Genomic DNA, 19,104 nt, shown 5'->3' on the forward strand with positions numbered 1-19,104 from the left:
CATGTCCCAAGGGATTCAAAAAAAAGCAGTAGTACTGCTCTCCGGTGGTCTGGATTCGGCCACCGCGCTGGCTCTGGCAAATGATCAGGGTTATCAATGTTTTGCCCTCAGCTTCGATTATGGTCAGCGCTCTTTAACAGAGCTTAATGCTGCTCGCAGGGTTGCCGCTCAGCTCTCAGTTGCCGATCATCGGGTGATTCGTTTACACCTGGAAGACTTTGGCGGTTCTGCTTTAACCGATCATGATATTGCTGTCCCAGACCAGTTAAGTGATGACATTCCAGTGACTTATGTGCCGGCGCGGAATACCGTGTTTTTGTCTTTAGCACTGGGTTGGGCCGAAGTATTGGATGCTGATGCGATTTATATCGGTGTGAATGCCGTGGATTATTCAGGTTACCCGGATTGTCGTCCGGAATATATTGCCGCTTTCCAAACCATGGCCAATCTGGCAACTAAGCGAGGTGTCGAAGGGCAGGTTATTCGGATTGAAACACCACTGATACACATGACAAAACATGAAATTATTGTTGCGGGTACCCAATTGGGTCTAAATTACGCTGATACTGTTTCATGCTATCAGGCGGATGAGGCGGGACGTGCGTGTGGCCGTTGTGATAGTTGCCGTTTGCGAGCCCAGGGGTTTGCAGCAGCAGGTCTGAGTGATCCCACGCATTACGCTTGATCTTGATTTTGCCGCTTGCATCGGTAATATGACGCCACTTATTACTCGGGTCGTTAGCTCAGTCGGTAGAGCAGTTGGCTTTTAACCAATTGGTCATAGGTTCGAATCCTATACGACCCACCATTTACCCTGATGAACAGGTTGTGACAGACCTGGCCATTTTTGCCTGCTTCGCTGACTGGAACAACAAGTAAGCTTGGATGTCCATCAGTTGAAAGCCGTACCAACCTTTTAACGTTTGATGGCCCGCCATGTTAAGTAAACAGGATATCTCCGACCAGATTTTGGTGCAGGAGCACTTCGCGAAAGAGCATCTGCCATCTGATATGACATCAGATCAGGTAGCTGCTTATAAAGCGCAGATTAAAACGTTGCTAAAGGAAAAGGATGCCTGCTTAGTAGCTCATTACTACACCGACGCACTGTTACAGGAGTTAGCAGATGAAACCGGTGGCTGTGTCTCGGACTCATTGGAGATGGCCCGCTTTGGTAATGCGCACTCCGCCAGTACCCTGATTGTGGCGGGTGTTAAGTTTATGGGCGAAACAGCGAAAATACTGACCCCGGAAAAGCGGGTTCTCATGCCGACGCTGGAAGCGACCTGTTCCTTAGATATCGGTTGCCCGATTGATGAATTCTCTGCATTTTGCGATGCGCACCCCGATCATGAAGTGGTGGTATATGCCAATACCTCGGCTGCAGTTAAAGCGCGTGCCGACTGGGTCGTGACGTCGAGTATTGCCTTGCCTTTGGTTGAGCATCTGGCGGATCAGGGCAAAAAAATCATTTGGGCTCCGGACAAGCATCTGGGCACCTATGTTCAGCGCAAGACCGGAATTGAAATGCTGATGTGGGATGGTGCCTGCATTGTTCATGAAGAGTTTAAGGCCAAGGGTATTCTGGACCTGAAACAGGTCTACCCTGATGCGGCTATTCTGGTGCATCCGGAGTCACCTGACGCGGTGGTAGATATTGCTGATGCTGTTGGTTCTACCAGTCAGCTTATCCAGGCCGCGCATGACCTACCTAACCCGCAGTTTATTGTGGCGACGGATAAAGCGATCTTTTACAAGATGCGCCAGGCCGCTCCGGGCAAGCAGTTTATTGAAGCGCCTACGGGCGGCAGTGGCGCTACTTGTCGGAGCTGTGCACACTGCCCATGGATGGCAATGAATGGTTTGGATAACCTGGTGCACGCGCTGCAAACAGGTCAGGATGAAATCCTGGTGGATGCGGCGCTGATTGAAGATGCACGCCGTCCACTGCAGCGTATGCTGGATTTCTCCGCTAGCCTTAAACGTTAACATTAATCACTGAAGGTGGCTTAAAAGTCCATCTTCAGTGAATCTCTCACCCTGAGTGCTTCTTGCTTCTGTTGCTCAAGCCGTGCCTTCTGATACTCGGACAGTCCGTTCTCGCGCATGGCAAAGTCGATCTGTTGTAGCGCCTGATCGACATTGGCGGTCTGCAGGAAGTATTCAATTCTTGCCTGATGCACGCCAGCAATATCCCCCGCTAAACCGTATGCTTCTGCTAATAGGTACCATGCCCGCGAATCCCGTGGATGGTCGTCCAGGTAGTTGCGGTATATTTTTACCGCTTTTGCTGGCTGGTTGGATTTGGTGAGGCTCTGTGCGTAAAGATACGCCACCGCCTGATTTCCCGGATATAACTGATACAGCGTTTCAAGCGCCGCGGTGGCTTGTGGCAATTTTTCTTGTTTTAGCAGAATTTCAACGGATAGCAGGCGGCTGGGCAGTTGCTGTTCAAAGGCTTGAGAGAATTGGGTTTGGTGCTGTTTGGCTGTGCTGAAGTTGTTCTGCAGCATGGCAGTATATGCCAATGCATAGTGCAGGCTATCGGAAGGTGCTGTCATTTCAGTTTGGTAATGGGCATGTAACTCACCAAGCTTGTCAGCATAACGTGCCTGGATCCGGGCGCGGGCAATATTAAAATCGATACTGTTACTGCTACGCTGGCCAGACGGCAGGTTGGCGGCGCGGTTCTGGCTCTCGGCAATACGTGACTGGGTAATAGGGTGGGTCAGCAAGAACTCCGGCGGGGTGCGGCTAAATCGAGTGGTCTGTTGAATCTGCATAAACATTTGCGGCATGGCTTTTGGATCATAACCGGATGCGGCCAGAGTCTGCATGCCAACATAGTCTGCTTCGCGTTCGTTCTGGCGACTGAAGGAGAGGCGGGAAGATACTGAGGCCGCCATGGAGGATTGCATAGCCGCGACCCCGGCTTCAGGGTCAGCTGCGGCAATGAGAATGCTGGCCAAAATAGAGGCAATCATCAAGGGTGAATTGCGGCGTTGTGCTTCAAGCTGGGCTGCGAAATGCCGTTGACTCAGGTGGGCAAGTTCATGGGCCAGCACTGAGGCGAGTTGGGCTTCATTCTCTGCATGCAGCAACAGACCGGCATGAATACCGATAATGCCACCGGGTACAGCAAAGGCATTTAACGTGGGGTTATCAATCACGATAATTTGCAGGCGCCGATCTGTCAGTTCGCTATAGGTGACCAGCTTCCAGGTCAGGTCTTCCAGGTATTGGCTTACCAGTGCATCTTCATAAAGCCGACCGCTACCCCTCAGCATGCGGGCCCAGGCCTCACCCAGTTTATGTTCCTGCTCGGTGGTGATGACACTGTAGCCAGCGCCGCCAATGTCCGGCAGTGCATTATCGGCGCTGGCCTGAAAGCTCAGGCTAAGCAGCCCGAAAATCAGAAACTGAAATGTGCGTTTAACCATAAATTCGTCTTATACCCGGTGCTAATCCCTTGGCTCTGGTATATAGTGCGGAAGTTGGAGTCTCCCTACAACCAGTGTTTTTCATGTCTGAATATTCCATAGATCAAGTACTTGATGCCTCAGGTTTACGTTGCCCCTTGCCACTGCTTAAAGCTAAGCAGGCGTTGAATAGCATGATGCCGGGACAAGTATTGCAATTGCTGGCAACTGACCCGGGATCGATACGCGATATCAAGGCATATACGGATCAATCAGACCACCAGTTATTGGAAATGTTCACCAAATCGGAACCCTATACCTATATCATCCGCCGAGGTTAGTGTAACCGGCAAGGACCGATACTGTTTTATTTATTAGGACCTGCTCATGCGTAAGATTTTTAGCAAGTGGATTGAGCGATATTTCTCGGATGAAGAGGCGTTACTGCTATTTCTCCTGTTAGCAGGGGCCTTGGTGGTGATTATCACCCTGGGTCAGACCCTTGCCCCGGTTTTTGCGGGCATTATCCTAGCGTTTTTGATGCAGGGCGGTGTAGAGCGGCTCTATGACTGGAAGATCCCTCATACACCTGCGGTGATTTTGGTGTTTCTGGCCTTTATTGGCTTCCTGATGGCATTCTTATTCATTGTTATGCCATTGGCCTGGCAACAGGCGGTAAATCTGTTTAATGAATTGCCGCGCATTATGGCCGAAGTGCAGACTGTACTGTTGCTGTTGCCGGAAAAGTTTCCCGGTGTCATTTCTGCGGAGCAGGTGCGAGATTTGACTAACCTGGCCGGCAGTGAGTTGTCAAAGATGAGTCAGTGGTTGGTCACCTTTTCTCTGAATTCCATTACCAATATTATCGCGCTGCTGATCTATCTGGTACTGGTGCCTATCCTAGTGTTCTTTTTTCTCAAGGATGGTAAATCCATCGCACGTTGGTGGGTCGGTTTTTTGCCCGAAAAACGGGTCATGATGACTCAGGTGTGGGTAGAGATGGATCAGCAGATTGCTAATTATATTCGTGGCAAGGCAATTGAAATTGTGATTGTTGGCTCGGTGACGTATGTCACCTTCCTGCTACTGGGAATTAACTATGCAGCACTATTGGCCCTGCTGGTCGGGCTGTCTGTGCTGATTCCATATATTGGTGCCGCTCTGGTAACCCTTCCGGTTGCTCTGATTGCTTTTTTCCAGTGGGGTTGGAGCGGTGATTTTATGTATCTGATGTTGGCCTATGCGATTATTCAGGCGCTGGATGGCAATGTGTTAGTGCCATTGCTATTTTCGGAAGCAGTTAACCTGCACCCAGTTTCGATTATTGTGGCGGTGTTGTTATTTGGCGGGCTATGGGGGTTCTGGGGGCTGTTTTTCGCGATCCCACTGGCGACCCTGTTAAAAGCGGTGATGAATGCCTGGCCAAGGGCTCATCAGGTCATTACTGAAGAGCCGCCGAACGCTGAACTGCCTCAGTAATGACTCGTTGCTGCATCAGGCGTTGTTTAACGCCTGGGCAGCTGCCAGTACTTCAGCTACATGGCCTTTTACTTTCACCGAGCGCCACTCCTGAGCCAGGTTGCCTTCGGCATCAATCAGGAACGTGGACCGGTCGACCCCCATATATTCTTTGCCGTACAGTTTTTTCAGCTTGATCACGTCAAACAGCTTGCAGACGGTTTCGTCAGGATCAGAGATCAACTCGAATGGGAAACACTGCTTACTCTTAAAGTTCTCATGCGCGCGCAGGCTATCGCGTGAAATGCCGAAGATCTGGGTGTTGGCATCGGCAAACGCATCTATCGCATCGCGAAATTCCTGACCCTCAGTGGTGCAGCCTGGTGTGCTGTCTTTCGGGTAGAAGTAGAGAACAACCTGCTGGCCATGTAATGCACTTAGTGAAAACTCGACGCCACTGGTGGCCTTTGCGGTGAAATCAGGTATTGGCTGATTAAGGCTGATGCTGCTCATGTTGCTTCCTTAGATGTCGTTTAGATGGCTACTCAATATAGGGGAAAGTCGTTAAAATAACGTCCCTTTTAATACGATACCAGATCAGGATCGGATGATAAGGTTGTAATAGCGCCGGGGTCAGAGTACTTTTGGCGCTTGCCTGAAACCGATTCCTCTCGCGATGGAGAAAAGCATGATTACTGGCAGCATTGTTGCTCTTGTTACCCCGATGCATATTAACGGTGATGTCGACTGGGATAACCTCGACAAACTGGTGGATATGCATCTGGAGAAGGGCACTGATTCTATTGTTGCTGTTGGTACAACAGGTGAGTCGGCGACGTTGGATTGTTCTGAGCATTGTGCGGTGATTCAGCGGGTCGTCAACCGTATCGCGGGGCGCATTCCGGTTATCGCCGGTACCGGTGCCAACTCGACTACTGAAGCGATTGAGTTAACCGCTGAGGCGAAAAAAGCCGGTGCGGATGCCTGCCTGCTAGTTACACCTTATTATAATAAGCCGACTCAGGAAGGCTTATATCTGCACTATAAAGCCGTGGCTGAAGCCGTTGATGTACCGCAGATTCTCTACAATGTGCCTGGCCGTACCGCCTGCGATATGTTGCCGGAAACGGTGCTGCGCCTGACTAATGTGCCCAATATCATTGGTGTGAAAGAGGCAACTGGTGATCTGGATCGGGCGCGCTGGTTGATTGAGCACTGCCCGGCAGAGTTTGCGATCTATTCCGGTGATGATGCGACAGCGATTGAACTGATTCTGGCTGGCGGTCACGGCAATATCTCTGTGACCGCGAACGTTGCACCGGCAGAGATGTCTGAGCTTTGTCGTCTTGGTCTGGCGGGTCAGGCAGATGATGCCCGTGCTCTGCATGAGCGTTTGATGCCGTTACATGAAAAACTCTTTGTCGAAGCGAACCCAATTCCGGTGAAATGGGCAATGGCTGAAATGGGCTTGATGGAACAGGGTATACGTCTGCCGTTGACTGTTCTGGCCGAGCAGTATCATGAAGTAGTGCGGGAAGCACTGCGTTCCAGCAAAATAATTTAAGTTGTGGTTGAGATGCAGAAAAAGATCCTTGCCCTAACCCTTACTGCCCTGACGCTCAGCGCCTGTGGTGTTATCGATAATAATCCGATCTACGGTGAAAAAGGTATTGTTCGCGACCGTAGTCAGGATTATGAAAACGCGGAGCAGGGCAAACGGTTGAGTGTACCGTCTCACCTTGATGCGCGTGTTACTGAGGATTCTCTTCAGATTCCTCAGGTCAGTGAAGTTGGCTCTGCCCGGGTGGGCGATTTCGAGGTACCAAGGCCTGAGTTTTTCTATGCCGAATCCGGCAGCGATGCGGTAAACCTGAAGCGGGTCGAAGGTGAAAAACTGATCGTGGTGGATGAAGGTATCACCAATGTCTGGGTCAAGCTGACTGAGTTCTGGTCGTTTAATGGTATTCAGCTGTCCGACACCAAACCGCGACAGGGGTTGATGGAAACGGAATGGATCAGCAATGAGGCCAAAGAGTTTGGTTTTGTTGATACCTGGATTAAACGTCTGACTTTTCAGGATATCCCGGGACCGACCAAGGATAAGCTTCAAGTTCGGTTGAATCCAGTGGTTGGTGCGTCAGACCGTACTAGCATCTCTATGCGCCATATTCGTTTTGCGGCAGAAGAACAGGTGTCTGAGGTTGATTGGGCTAACCAGGCACGTGATGTCAGTTACAAGTCGGACATGATGTTCGAAATGTTGCGTTATCTGAGTAAAGCGACCGGGGAGCGCAGTGCGCAAAGTCTGGTTGCCTTTCAGGAGAAGCATCGTGGTGGCACCCAGTTAGGCCGCGACTCCCGTGGTAACCCGGTACTGAAAATCGATGCACCGATAGCCCAGGCCTGGGACCTTGTCAGCGCCGCATTGGATAAGGCGGATCTCGATGTGGGAACCCGGGATGCTGACGTGGGTTATTTTTATATGACCTACACCACCTCTACACCATTTGAAGAAACAGAAGATCTTGGTTTTTTCGAGTGGTTGCACTCGGATCGAGGTCCTATCACTTTCTCTACCAGTGCACTGGGTGAAGCCTTGGGTCTGAGTGATGGAGAGACAGATGGCATCAGCTATAGCTCTGGTAAAACCCTGGCTCGACTGCAGAATACTGACCCGGATGCTATCGACCCTCTGAGTGACCCTAATGATAAAGCCAACCAGAAAGGTTATAAGATCTGGTTTGGCGGTAAGCCAATCTACGTGTTTGGTGGCGGTGACGATGCGGGTATCTACAATCAGACCACTGGTCAGTTTGAGCATACTGGCTTGTATCAGTTGAAACTGACACGTACCCGCTCCGGTGCATACCTTAGCGTGTATACAGAGGAAGGTGTTTCAGCACCGGCTGTGGTGGCAGAAGAGATTCTGTGGGATGTTAAGGATGGCTTGAGTAAGCAGGGCTGATAAGCAACAGATCTTAAAAAGGGGCGATGCAGCCCCTTTTTTTATGCGTGCGATACGGGCTATTATTTTTTCGCTTTTTTGAGCAGTTTTTTCAGTTTCTTCAGTTTACCTTCTTGCTTGGCAATTTTGGCGGAACGTAGTTTGATCTGCTTTTTGAGTTTTTTTACTTTAGCCATCTTAAGGTCCTGTGGTCAGTAAATTAAGTAAGCACTGCAAATGCACTGTTGTCAGGCGTCTGCCTGTTGTTCATGCGCAGCGAGATAATTTCGTATAAACCGGCGTATTTCACGGGCGGCACTGGTGTCCAGCTCTTCACACAATGATACAAAACGATCGCGTTCTTGATCATTGATTCGAATAACTAACTGACTGTTTTTTTTCATCGCTTTATTCGATCTGCCCACGGTCGTTACCTTTTAGAACCAACGTAATGTGTGCAGAATACAGCGATTCGCAGCCAGCACCAATGACTATATGAAGTACATCGAATGTATATACATTTTCCTTTTTAGCAAATCGCTTCTGCATCCGCCAGCATGTCATAAATAATTCACATTGCGGCAGGGAAAAAGAACTTAAAACATATTTGTCAGAGACGGCTTTACAATTAACTGTATGGCTTACAAGCAGGATTAAGGAGTGTGTAACATGCGTGGTGTGATACTTGATTTAGCCAGTATGGAGGATATCGATCTGGCACCACTTCGGGCGCAGCTGGACCAGTTGGACACGCATATGTTGACGTCAGCCAATCAGGTGGCTGAACGTATCCAGGGCTATGATCTGGTGATTACCAATAAGGTGCCACTCGACCGTGAACATATCATTCAGGCTGAACAGTTAAAGTTAATCTGTGTGATTGCTACTGGCACTGATGTGGTGGATAAGTCAGCGGCGCGAGAACAGGGAGTGCCGGTATGCAATGCGGTCGCCTATGGCGTGGAGGCGGTTGCCCAGCACACGCTGTCTTTGATGTTGGCACTGCATACCCAGTTACTACCTTATCATCAGGCAGTTAAGACGGGGCGCTGGCAGCAGTCGGGTCAGTTCTGCTTTCTTGATTATCCTATAAGAGAACTGAGTGGTCGTTCGCTTGGCATCATTGGTTATGGTCACCTAGGACAGGCGGTGGCGTTGCTGGGGAGGGCGTTTGGTATGCAGATTCTGGTGGCGGAACGCATAGGTAGCGAGACCTGCAGGGAGGGTCGTCTACCGCTGGATACGGTATTCCAGCAGGCGGATGTGATATCGCTGCATTGCCCGCTGACGCCTGAGACACAGCATTTGATCAATGCTGACAGGTTGTCGCTGATGCAGCCTGGCAGTTATTTAATCAATACTGCCCGTGGTCCGCTGATGGATGAAGCCGCTGTTGCGGCTGCATTATTATCCGGTCATCTGGGTGGTGTTGCTACTGATGTTTTGACCACTGAGCCGCCACGAACCGGTAGCCCTTTGTTAGCACTGGATCTGCCAAATCTTATTATTACACCGCATATTGCCTGGGGCAGTCTTGAAGCGAGGCAACGAATTATCGAACAAACGGCGGAGAATATTAGCGCATTTGTTGGCGGTCGACCGATGCGGGTGGTTAACTAAGGAACCTGCGAACAAGCCCAAGACTTTCTCTGCGTTACCGATTTTCGACAGGCAACCGGCATGCCTGTAATCGCTGCCTTGATCTCAAATTGCCCTGAAAGCCAGAGGTGTTTTGGATTTATTCGTGGGCTCCCTAAAACGGACTGGCCGTAAACAGCTGCAGTGGCTTGCCGGTAATGGGGTGTGGCAATTGCAATGCTTCTGCATGCAACAGCAAACGGTCGGCGGCGGCTTTACATCTTTCATGACCATAAAAGCGGTCACCTATTATCGGATGGCCCAGCGCCAGCATGTGCACCCTGAGTTGATGGGAGCGGCCGGTGATCGGGTGTAGACGGACTCTGCTGCCCTCGGCAGTGTCATTCAGTTTGCGCCAGTGGGTGAGGGCCTGTTTGCCTTGCTCAAAGTCGACTATCTGTAACGGGCGGTTCTCCCAGTCACAGCGCAGAGGCAGATCAACACTGCCTTCATCGGCTTGCAATTGACCGCTGACCTCGGCGATATAATGCTTGTCGGTCAGGCGTTGCTGGAATGCTTGGTTCAGGCCTCTTTGAGCGTCCAGATGCAGGGCAAATAACAGAATGCCGGACGTGGCGTAATCCAGACGGTGTACCACGCGTGCAGTCGGGAATTGCTGTTGCACACGGCGCCATGCACAGTCCTGTTTGTCTGGCCCGCGTCCGGGAACTGATAGCAGGTCGGCCGGTTTATTGATCGCAATCAGGTCATGATCCTGGTAGAGCACTTCGATTGACATCAATTGCGCTCAAACAGGGCCAGAGATTCGATATGTGAAGTTTGCGGAAACATATCCATGACACAAAAGCGTTTTAGTTTATAACCTTGTTTGCCGAGTGCGGCAGCGTCTCTGGCGAGTGCGGCAGGATTACAGGATACATATAGAATTGCCTTCGCCTGATAATGGCCTATCTGTTCGATCAGCTCTGCTGCTCCGGTGCGAGGGGGGTCCAGCAGTATCTTATCAAACCCCTGCTTGAACCAGGGTTGAGCTCTTAAATCAGCACTCAGGTCTGCTCGGTAGAATTCACAATTATTAAGCTGATTAAGTTGCGCGTTGGCTTGCGCGCGCGCGACCATATTGTCGGCACCTTCAATTCCTACAACGGTATCTGCCTGGGTCGCCATGGGTAAGGTGAAATTGCCGATGCCGGAGAAGAGATCCAGCACGCGTTCATGACTTTCTATTGCCAGCCAGTTGAGGGCACGATCTACCATCGCTCGATTGATCTGGGCATTGATCTGAATAAAGTCACCTGGAGCAAACTGCAGCTTGATAGTGAAGCTGGGTAACGCGTAGTCAAGTATTGGCTGGAAGTTGCCAACAGCGACTATCTCACCATCATCATGCTGTAAACACAGCCCGAGCTGGATTTCAGTCGTCAGCTTTTTCAATGCCTGTAGCAAAGTCGCCGGCAAGGCTTTTTTGACCCTAAGCAGCAGTATGCCAGTGTCGTCACCCAGGATAACTTCTGCATGGGTAATCTGCCTGAACTGATCTGCACAGGCGAGGGCATCAGGCAGGCCTTTAAGTAGCAGGTTTATCTCTGGTTCTGCTACCGCGCAGGTGCTAATTGCTGTGAGCTTGTTACTGCCTCTGCGGCGAAAGCCTACCAGGGCGCTACCATCTTTCTGGCGTTGATTGATACCAATGCGGCAGCTACGCCGGTAGTTCCACTGAGGGCCTTCTATCGCGGCCTCAACCTGTTCCGGTACGACTCCACCTAACCGCTGCAACTGGTCTAGCACTAATGCTTGCTTAGTGACGAGTTGCACTACAGGTGCAAGATGTTGCAGATCGCAACCGCCGCAGCTTGTATAATGCGGGCAGAGTGGTTCTGCGCGATCTGCAGAGGCTTCGATGATCTCAGTGCAGTGAGCTTCATCAAAACGGCGGTGCTGCTTTAGCAGCTGAAACTTTATGGTTTCACCCGGTAGTGCACCGCTAACAAAGATCGTTTTACCCTCGTGCCGGGCGATGCCGCGGCCTTCATGGCTCAGACCGGTTATGTGCAATTGCTCTGGCAATGCGCTCGGTTTTTTTTTCACCGGCGGGCGGCGATGCAGCAGTGAGGGTTTTCGTTTCATGGGTGTTGGCTGGCAGTGGTAAAAAGCGGATTCTAGCAGAATGTTTTACGGTTTGGCGTGTCTATCTCGCTGGAACCATACCCCTATAGTTCATTACACTTATGCAATAACAAACCATCGAGTAATTGATTTATGACCACAGAGCACCCGTTTGCGCCCTTCGTTCGTATTCTTGGTAAGGGTAAGTCCGGCAGTCGTTCACTGGATCGGGAGGAAGCCCGCATTGCCATGGGGATGATTCTCGACGGGCAAGTTAGGCCAGAGCAGTTGGGTGCTTTTCTAATGCTGTTGCGGGTGAAAGAGGAGGCGCCGGAAGAGTTGGCAGGTTTTGCCGATGCCGTGCGTGCGCGATATGCACCGCCAGCAGGAATCAATGTTGATCTGGACTGGTCCAGTTATGCTGGTAAAAAACGTCGTCATACTTGGTACCTTCTAGTTGCATTATGTCTGGCGTCTCATGGTTATCGAGTTTTTCTGCACGGCTCGCGCGGTCACACTCCCGGGCGTATCTATGTCGAAGATATGTTGAGCCAGTTCAATCTCAGCCCAGTCACTGATTGGCAAGCCGCCTCAGCCGAGCTGGACCGCTGCGGCTTTGTGTATCAGTCGGTTGATCATTTTTGTCCGCCGTTGGGCCAGATTATTCAGTTACGCGCCATTCTCGGATTGCGTTCTCCGGTACATACTCTCTGCCGAATGCTAAATCCGCTGGATGCCCGTTGCAGTGTGGATGGCGTATTCCATCCGCCTTATGGGCCAATGCATCAGCGTGCTGCAGGCCTGTTAGGTACGCCCAGAAACCTGACCTTGAAAGGTGATGGCGGTGAGGCAGAAGTTCGGCCGGATGCGGAGTGTCAGTTGCAATGGGTACTGGAAGGCGAGTTAAGTGAATCTGTGTGGCAGCGCACGGTGCCGCAGCGTTTTGTCAAAGAGGCTGAGCTTGACCCCGCGATGTTACAGCAGGTTTGGCAGGGGACGGCATCACACCCATACGGGGAGGCCGCTGTCATCTCTACCCTGGCGCTGATATTGCGATTGCTGGGTAAGTCTGGCGATCAGGAGGCGCTGCTGCAACAGGCGGAGCAATTATGGCAGCAGCGCGATATCCAGCGGTTTGTTTAATCCCGGCGCAGCCGGTCATTGACCGCAATCGGTGATGGATAGTTGAGCACCACAATGTAGCTTGAAAACAGAAACGTCAGGATGGCTGTAGCCTGAATTAAATGGGAAGCTTCCTGGCCAATCAAGCTGGCGCTGGCTGCGATATAGGCGATCAGCAGGGAAAACTCACTGATCTGCCCCAGTCGGAATCCTACCTCCCAGCCAAGCGCTTTGGATTCATCGATGCGGCTCAGCAACACGCGGAAAATCATTGGCTTCAGCGCCAGTACCAGCATGGCCAGAATAATTGCAGGTAGGGCAATCATGCTGACCAGGCCCAGATTAAAGCTGGCACCGATAGAGAAGAAGAACAGAATCAGGAAAAAGTCGCGCAGGGGTTTCAGGCTGACCGCAATATATTGCGAGATCGGGCTGGTTGCCAATGCGACACCCGCGACAAATGCGCCAATCTCAGCGGACAGCCCGCACAGGTTGGCGAGTTCAGCCATTCCGAGGCACCAGCCCAGAGCCAGCAGAAAGATATATTCATGAAACCGATCAAACCGGGTAATCAGTTTTAGCAGGACATATTTGACTACCAGGAAAGCTGCCAGGATTAATAACGGCAGAGCGGCCAATGCCTTGGCAAACTCTATCATGGTGTCTTTGCCTTCACCGCTGGCGGTACTGTTATAGAGAAATAGCAGTACCAGAATGGCGATTACATCCTGTAGCAATAACAGACCAACTACCAGTTCGCCTGTGTGTCGATGATGTAGCACAGTGGTCGGTAGCAGCTTGATGCCGATGATGGTGCTGGAAAACATCAGTGCCGCCCCCACCACAATGGACTCGGTCTGGGTGTAACCAAATAGCAGGCTGACGCTGTAGCCAAGAAGAAAGAACAATACCGAGCTGCCGATTGCTACCAGAGTGGCTTTTTTCAGCATATGCACCAGATGGCTGGGTTGCATATCCAGCCCTAACAGGAACAGTAGGAAGATAATTCCGGCGTGGGAAATATCAGTCATCAGCTCGGTGTCGGATACCAATGAAAAACCGTATGGGCCTATGAGTGCGCCCAGCGCTATATAGGCAACCAGCAGTGGTTGACGGGTATAGAGTGCAACAGACGCCAGCACGGCTGCGCCGGTAAAAATAAGGAAAAAAGAAAAAACGAGGGACTGCTGATCCATTTTCAGGCTTCCTGCATGAGAACCTTTTTAACTCTATCAGAGCGCCGCTTACTAAGTCTAATAACCTGAGGAGAATACAGTTTTTAATATAAAAAACAAATAAAAACAATATTTTATATTGTTATATGAATCCATTTTCTAGTTTTCCAGATATGTATGAAAACCAGCGATGACAGTGCACGATACAGCAGTTGAACCCACCAGATACCCACCAAGCCAAACCCTAGTACCGGGCCCATGAGCCAGGCCAGCGGCAGGAAAAAGAACCATTGCCCCAGGCTGCTGATCAATAACACTGTGCGGTTTGCTCCGGCACCAAGCAGGGCCTGTGTAAATACAATACCAGCTACATCGACACAGATACCGGCAGCGGTTAATTGCAGGGGCAGGGTTGCTTTCTGGATCAGTGCTTCCGATTGTAGGAAAACGCCTAAGACGGTCTCTGGGATTAACCACAACGGCAGACTTAGCAAGGCTACCACGACCAATGCTGTGCGCCACACTGCCCAGCCCCAGCGATAAGCCCCTCGGGTATTGCCTGCTCCCAATGCATGGCTCACCAGAGAAGTGGCTGCGACACCAAACCCCACCGCAGGCAGAATTAGAAACAGCGCCAGGTTTATCAGCACATGGGCTACGGCTTGCTCCTGCGTGCCCAGGTAACCAACAATCCAGATCAGTGCGCAGATGGCGAGCGCAAACAGAAGTTGCTGTAAGCTGTGCGGGATGGATAGCCTTAACAGTGAAATAATGGCACTGGATGATTGCCGACGCCAGCGCATAAAACCTGCTTGTCTGGCATCACGCCAGACTAGCAAAGCATTGGCAATGCAGCCTGTGTACAGCGCAATTGCGGTTCCCAGCCCGGCCCCCGGAGCTCCCATACGGGGTAAGCCAAAATGGCCAAAAATGAGAGCGTAGCTGACGGCGATATTTAACAGGTGCGTCAGTAACAGGACTTTGACGTATATCACCGGGCGTTGCGTACCATTCCACCAGCCGCGAAATGACAGATTTAAGCCGATGGCCAGCATAGCAGCAGTGCGGTAATCAAAATATTCTGAGGCAATCTCCTGCACGGCGGGCGCATTATTCAGCAGGTTTATGAGGTACTCAGACTGCGTAATAAACAAAATACTCAGGGGTAGGGCATAGACGAAAGAGATAAAAATGCCCCAGTGCACCGGTCGCGCCGATTCCCCGTGGCGCCCCTCGCCATTGCGCCGGGCCACCAGCGATTGTACGCCGGATGACAGGCCAAGGATGAGACTGATGGCTACAAAGTTGGCATAGCTGCCGATACCGACCCCTGCCAATGCCGCCGCGCCTAACTGGCCAACCAGTGCTGCATCAACCAGATTAATAACACTTTGCGACAGCATGCCGCCGATGATCGGCAGGCCGAGGCTGAGGATGGTGATATAGCGGCGGGTGGCTGGCATCAGCAAGGTTTAAACGACTGGAAAAGCGGGAGTGTAACAGAAAATAAATGTGTAAGAGCTGTATAATATCTGACCAATTTACTAGGGTATAAATAGGGTGTATCCTAAGCTTAATAATTCTGCACTGCACACAGGATCTCGAATGATTATTACCGTTACCCCATCCGCTGAAGATTATCTGGCAGAACTGCTGGCCAAGCAGGACGTTAAAGGTATGGCGGTTCGCATTTTTATTACTCAACCTGGCACGCCTCAGGCAGAAACTTGCCTGGCCTATTGCCGCCCGGATGAAGTTAATGAAGATGACGAGATCATGGAATTGATCAAAGTTCGTTTTTATATCGACAAAAACAGTATTCCATACTTGGAAGAATCCTATATCGATTTCTCTCAGGACCGCATGGGCGGCCAGCTGACGATTAAGGCACCGAATTCAAAAGTGCCCAAAGTGTCGGATGAGAGTCCAATCGATGAGCGGATTCGTTACATCCTTTACACGGAAATCAATCCGGGGCTGGCCTCTCATGGTGGCGAGGTCAAACTGATTGAGCTGGTAGAAGAGGAAGATGGCATGATTGCCATCCTCAAATTCGGCGGCGGTTGTCAGGGTTGTAGTGCTGTGGATATGACGCTGAAAGATGGTGTCGAGCGCACGTTGGTCGAGCGGATTGAACCCTTGGTGGGTGTTCGTGATGTGACCGATCACAGTGTGCGTGAAAACGCATATTATAAATAGTCGATTATGTTCGCGCGCCAGCGCATTGTTTGTCTTCTAACTATTGATATAAGCTAGGGTAAGGTTCACTGCGAGTGGGCCTTACAGCGACCCTATTTAGACCGCCTTCAAGTGTTACATTTTTATTTTCAGATACTTGTAATAGCGTTTCTGACCCCCATGTAACCCTAATCGCGTTTCTAAAAGTTCTTCCGCAGTGCATCGCGGACCGATTGACGAGGCTGCTCTATCATGACGCAACAAGAATCTCAGACCCTGCAGGTAATTGAACTGCCCGTTTTGCCCTTGAGGGATGTGGTGGTATACCCGCACATGGTTATTCCGCTGTTTGTCGGGCGGGAAAAATCTATCGAAGCACTCGAAGCAGCTATGGCAGGGGACAAAGAAATCCTGCTGGTCGCACAGAAAAATGCCTCTGATGATGAACCTACCGTGGCCGATCTGTTCCCGGTTGGCACGGTCGCCAGTGTCCTACAGATGCTGAAGTTGCCGGACGGCACAGTCAAAGTGCTGGTTGAAGGTGATTATCGGGCGGCTATTCAGTCGATCAGCGAAGAACAGGGCTTCTTTACTGCTAAATCCAGCATCCTGGAGATTGAGGAGCTTTCAGAAGCCGAAAGTGAACTCTACAAGCGCACAGTATTGGAGCAGTTTGAGCGTTTCTTGCAGGTGAATAAAAAGATTCCTGCTGAGGTACTCACTTCGCTGCAGAATATCGATGATAGTGGCCGCCTCGCGGACACTATTGCTGCACATATGTCGCTGAAGCTGGATGAGAAGCAGCGATTGCTGGAGATGATCAGCAACAAGGAACGTCTGGAACACCTGATGGCTTTGATGGAGTCCGAAATCGACCTGGTTGAGGTTGAAAAACGGATTCGCGGCCGGGTGAAAAAACAGATGGAGAAAAGCCAGCGGGAGTATTATCTCAACGAACAAATGAAAGCGATCCAGAAAGAGTTGGGTGACCTGGATGAGTCCGGCACCAACGACATGGATGAGCTGAAAAAACGTATCCAGGAGGCGAAAATGCCTCAGGAAGCGTTTGATAAAACCATGAACGAATACAACAAGCTGAAGATGATGTCTCCGATGTCAGCTGAAGCCACTGTAGTGCGTGGTTATATCGATTGGATGTTGCAGATCCCTTGGTTCAAGCGCTCCAAACTGCGCCATGATATGAAACGGGCAGAAAAAATCCTCAACGAAGATCATTATGGTCTGGAAGAGGTGAAGGACCGTATTCTCGAATATCTTGCGGTACAGAAACGCGTCAAGAAACTTAAAGGCCCGATTCTTTGTCTGGTGGGGCCACCGGGTGTGGGTAAGACCTCTCTGGGTCGTTCTGTGGCGCGTGCGACCAACCGTGAGTATGTGCGCATGGCTCTGGGTGGCGTGCGTGATGAAGCTGAAATTCGCGGTCATCGTCGCACCTATATCGGTTCTATGCCAGGCAAACTACTGCAGAAGATGGCCAAGGTTGGGGTAAAGAATCCGCTGTTCCTGCTGGATGAGATCGATAAGATGGGCATGGACCAGCGCGGAGATCCTGCATCTGCGCTGCTCGAGGTGCTGGATCCGGAGCAGAATAACAGCTTCAACGATCACTATATGGAAGTCGATTACGACCTGTCTGATGTGATGTTCGTTTGTACCTCTAATTCGATGAATATCCCCGGCCCGCTGCTGGACCGCATGGAGATCATTCGGATTCCCGGTTATACCGAGGATGAGAAACTCAACATCGCACGCAACTACCTGTTGAGTAAGCAGTTTAAGAATAACGGTATTGCCAAGAATGAAGTGGTTATTGAAGACGATGCAATTGTCGGTCTGATTCGATACTACACCCGCGAGGCAGGTGTGCGAGGGTTGGAACGTGAAATCGCCAAGATCTGTCGTAAGGTGGTTAAAGAGTTGTCTTTGGCGGATGACACAAGCCGTCCTGTGCGTATCTCCGGTGAAGAGCTGGAACATTACAGCGGCGTGCGCAAATACAATTTCGGTGTAGCAGAAGAGCAGGACCAGGTAGGTTTGGTAACCGGTCTGGCCTGGACTCAGGTTGGTGGTGATATTCTTAGCATTGAGACCGCTGTGGTGCCCGGTAAGGGCCGTCAGGTGACCACGGGTAGTCTGGGCGACGTGATGAAGGAATCGATCCAGGCAGCGCTTACAGTCGTGCGTAATCGCTCTGATGCATTAGGCATTGATGCCGATTTCCATGAAAAACAGGATGTTCATATCCACGTGCCTGAAGGCGCAACACCTAAAGATGGCCCCAGTGCGGGTATCGGAATGTGTACTGCTTTAGTATCCGTACTAACGAACATACCGGTGCGTGCGGATGTCGCTATGACCGGTGAAATCACCTTGCGTGGACAGGTATTACAGATTGGTGGTTTAAAGGAAAAACTGCTTGCAGCTCATCGTGGCGGCATTAAGACCGTTATTATTCCTAAGGAAAATGAGCGTGATTTGAAGGAAATTCCTGACAATATCAAAGCAGATTTGCAGATAAAGCCGGTTAAGTGGATTGATGAGGTCCTCGACATTGCCCTGAAGTATCCGCCAAAGCCTAAAGCTGCGGATGAGAAAAAGGTTGTCGCTGGCAAAGAGAAGAGCAACGAAAAAGAAGTGGACCAAATCCAGCCACATTAGGCATCACAAGGCGTAGAAAGGTGGTGAGGGTTGTTGACACCGCTTTCTACGCCTTGGTATAAATGCCAGACCATCTTGCTGGGCATGGATAACGGGACACCGAAAAATAACGATCTATAAAGGGGAACAACGTGAATAAGTCTGAACTGATCGACGCTATCGCAGCTTCAGCCGACATTCCAAAAGCAGCTGCAGGACGAGCACTTGACGCTACTCTGGAATCTGTTTCTAGCGCATTGCAGAAAGGAGAGTCGGTTTCGCTGGTAGGCTTTGGTACTTTTGCTGTTAAGGAGCGCGCTGCGCGTACTGGTCGCAATCCGCAGACTGGTAATCCAATTAATATCGCTGCGGCTACACTGCCAACTTTCAAGCCTGGTAAGGCTCTGAAAGACGCGGTTAATAAGTAAGGTTCTCACGCGTCAGA

General features: G+C 50.7%; 18 protein-coding genes and 1 tRNA gene. 12 read left to right on the forward strand and 7 right to left on the reverse strand.

Annotated features, from left to right (window positions below):
• Position 1 precedes the first annotated feature (1 nt).
• From queC to nadA, 3 genes are all read left to right on the forward strand, one after another.
• Positions 2–685: a 7-cyano-7-deazaguanine synthase QueC gene (gene queC / locus ACFVYJ_RS08845; protein ID WP_419415577.1), complete on the forward strand. Its 684-nt coding sequence runs from the start codon at positions 2–4 to the stop codon at positions 683–685.
• 47 nt (positions 686–732) lie between these two features.
• A tRNA-Lys gene (locus tag ACFVYJ_RS08850) sits at positions 733–808 on the forward strand.
• A gap of 128 nt (positions 809–936) precedes the next feature.
• Positions 937–1,989, forward strand: coding sequence for a quinolinate synthase NadA (nadA, locus tag ACFVYJ_RS08855; protein WP_419415576.1), 1,053 nt, complete (start codon positions 937–939; stop codon positions 1,987–1,989).
• A 20-nt stretch (positions 1,990–2,009) separates the two neighbouring features.
• Here nadA and ACFVYJ_RS08860 read toward each other — a convergent pair whose 3' ends face one another.
• On the reverse strand, positions 2,010–3,440 hold the full coding sequence (locus ACFVYJ_RS08860; RefSeq protein ID WP_419415575.1) for a M48 family metalloprotease: 1,431 nt from the start codon (positions 3,438–3,440) through the stop codon (positions 2,010–2,012).
• A gap of 83 nt (positions 3,441–3,523) precedes the next feature.
• On the opposite strand from ACFVYJ_RS08860, the gene ACFVYJ_RS08865 reads away from it, so the two are divergent.
• Positions 3,524–3,760 (forward strand): sulfurtransferase TusA family protein, encoded by a 237-nt coding sequence (locus tag ACFVYJ_RS08865; RefSeq protein ID WP_419415574.1) that lies wholly within the window; start codon positions 3,524–3,526, stop codon positions 3,758–3,760.
• 46 nt (positions 3,761–3,806) lie between these two features.
• On the forward strand, positions 3,807–4,898 hold the full coding sequence (locus tag ACFVYJ_RS08870) for an AI-2E family transporter (RefSeq protein ID WP_419415573.1): 1,092 nt from the start codon (positions 3,807–3,809) through the stop codon (positions 4,896–4,898).
• 15 nt (positions 4,899–4,913) lie between these two features.
• Here the strand turns inward: ACFVYJ_RS08870 and ACFVYJ_RS08875 are convergent, their stop codons facing one another.
• The gene (locus ACFVYJ_RS08875) at positions 4,914–5,390 is read right to left on the reverse strand and encodes a peroxiredoxin (RefSeq protein WP_419415572.1); all 477 of its coding nucleotides are present in this window, start codon (positions 5,388–5,390) and stop codon (positions 4,914–4,916) included.
• A 175-nt stretch (positions 5,391–5,565) separates the two neighbouring features.
• Here ACFVYJ_RS08875 and dapA point away from each other — a divergent pair, with 175 nt between their 5' ends.
• Both dapA and bamC read left to right on the forward strand, forming a co-directional pair.
• Entirely contained in the window at positions 5,566–6,441 is an 876-nt protein-coding gene (gene dapA, locus ACFVYJ_RS08880; protein ID WP_419415571.1) for a 4-hydroxy-tetrahydrodipicolinate synthase, read from the forward strand.
• A 12-nt stretch (positions 6,442–6,453) separates the two neighbouring features.
• On the forward strand, positions 6,454–7,842 hold the full coding sequence (gene bamC, locus ACFVYJ_RS08885) for an outer membrane protein assembly factor BamC (protein WP_419415570.1): 1,389 nt from the start codon (positions 6,454–6,456) through the stop codon (positions 7,840–7,842).
• A gap of 227 nt (positions 7,843–8,069) precedes the next feature.
• Here bamC and ACFVYJ_RS08890 read toward each other — a convergent pair whose 3' ends face one another.
• Positions 8,070–8,246 carry a hypothetical protein gene (locus tag ACFVYJ_RS08890; protein WP_419415569.1) on the reverse strand — a complete coding sequence of 59 codons (177 nt, stop codon included), beginning with the start codon at positions 8,244–8,246 and terminating at the stop codon, positions 8,070–8,072.
• Between the two features lie 244 nt (positions 8,247–8,490).
• On the opposite strand from ACFVYJ_RS08890, the gene ACFVYJ_RS08895 reads away from it, so the two are divergent.
• Positions 8,491–9,441 carry a D-2-hydroxyacid dehydrogenase gene (locus tag ACFVYJ_RS08895; protein WP_419415568.1) on the forward strand — a complete coding sequence of 317 codons (951 nt, stop codon included), beginning with the start codon at positions 8,491–8,493 and terminating at the stop codon, positions 9,439–9,441.
• 133 nt (positions 9,442–9,574) lie between these two features.
• Here ACFVYJ_RS08895 and ACFVYJ_RS08900 read toward each other — a convergent pair whose 3' ends face one another.
• A complete protein-coding gene (locus ACFVYJ_RS08900) occupies positions 9,575–10,198 on the reverse strand; it encodes a pseudouridine synthase (RefSeq protein ID WP_419415567.1) in 624 nt (207 codons plus the stop codon).
• Positions 10,198–11,547 carry a 23S rRNA (uracil(1939)-C(5))-methyltransferase RlmD gene (rlmD, locus tag ACFVYJ_RS08905; RefSeq protein WP_419415566.1) on the reverse strand — a complete coding sequence of 450 codons (1,350 nt, stop codon included), beginning with the start codon at positions 11,545–11,547 and terminating at the stop codon, positions 10,198–10,200. Before rlmD ends, ACFVYJ_RS08900 begins: the two co-directional genes overlap by 1 nt.
• 132 nt (positions 11,548–11,679) lie before the next feature.
• Here rlmD and ACFVYJ_RS08910 point away from each other — a divergent pair, with 132 nt between their 5' ends.
• Complete coding sequence (locus ACFVYJ_RS08910; RefSeq protein WP_419415565.1) at positions 11,680–12,669, forward strand: glycosyl transferase family protein; 990 nt, start codon at positions 11,680–11,682, stop codon at positions 12,667–12,669.
• Here ACFVYJ_RS08910 and ACFVYJ_RS08915 read toward each other — a convergent pair.
• Together ACFVYJ_RS08915 and ACFVYJ_RS08920 are read right to left on the reverse strand one after the other, a co-directional pair.
• A complete protein-coding gene (locus tag ACFVYJ_RS08915; protein ID WP_419415564.1) occupies positions 12,666–13,844 on the reverse strand; it encodes a cation:proton antiporter domain-containing protein in 1,179 nt (392 codons plus the stop codon). The two genes, ACFVYJ_RS08910 and ACFVYJ_RS08915, sit on opposite strands and share 4 nt — an antisense overlap.
• Positions 13,845–13,957: 113 nt before the next feature.
• A complete protein-coding gene (locus ACFVYJ_RS08920) occupies positions 13,958–15,286 on the reverse strand; it encodes an MATE family efflux transporter (RefSeq protein ID WP_419415563.1) in 1,329 nt (442 codons plus the stop codon).
• A 142-nt stretch (positions 15,287–15,428) separates the two neighbouring features.
• Between ACFVYJ_RS08920 and nfuA the strand changes: the two genes are divergently transcribed.
• From nfuA to ACFVYJ_RS08935, 3 genes are all read left to right on the forward strand, one after another.
• Positions 15,429–16,022 (forward strand): Fe-S biogenesis protein NfuA, encoded by a 594-nt coding sequence (nfuA, locus tag ACFVYJ_RS08925; protein WP_419415562.1) that lies wholly within the window; start codon positions 15,429–15,431, stop codon positions 16,020–16,022.
• A gap of 231 nt (positions 16,023–16,253) precedes the next feature.
• Positions 16,254–18,680 carry an endopeptidase La gene (gene lon / locus ACFVYJ_RS08930; RefSeq protein ID WP_419415561.1) on the forward strand — a complete coding sequence of 809 codons (2,427 nt, stop codon included), beginning with the start codon at positions 16,254–16,256 and terminating at the stop codon, positions 18,678–18,680.
• A gap of 116 nt (positions 18,681–18,796) precedes the next feature.
• Positions 18,797–19,087, forward strand: coding sequence for an HU family DNA-binding protein (locus ACFVYJ_RS08935; RefSeq protein WP_419415600.1), 291 nt, complete (start codon positions 18,797–18,799; stop codon positions 19,085–19,087).
• Positions 19,088–19,104: the final 17 nt, after the last annotated feature.

This window comes from Pontibacter sp. JAM-7 (genome assembly GCF_048548695.2).
Taxonomy (GTDB): Bacteria; Pseudomonadota; Gammaproteobacteria; order Pseudomonadales; family Balneatricaceae; genus Neptuniibacter.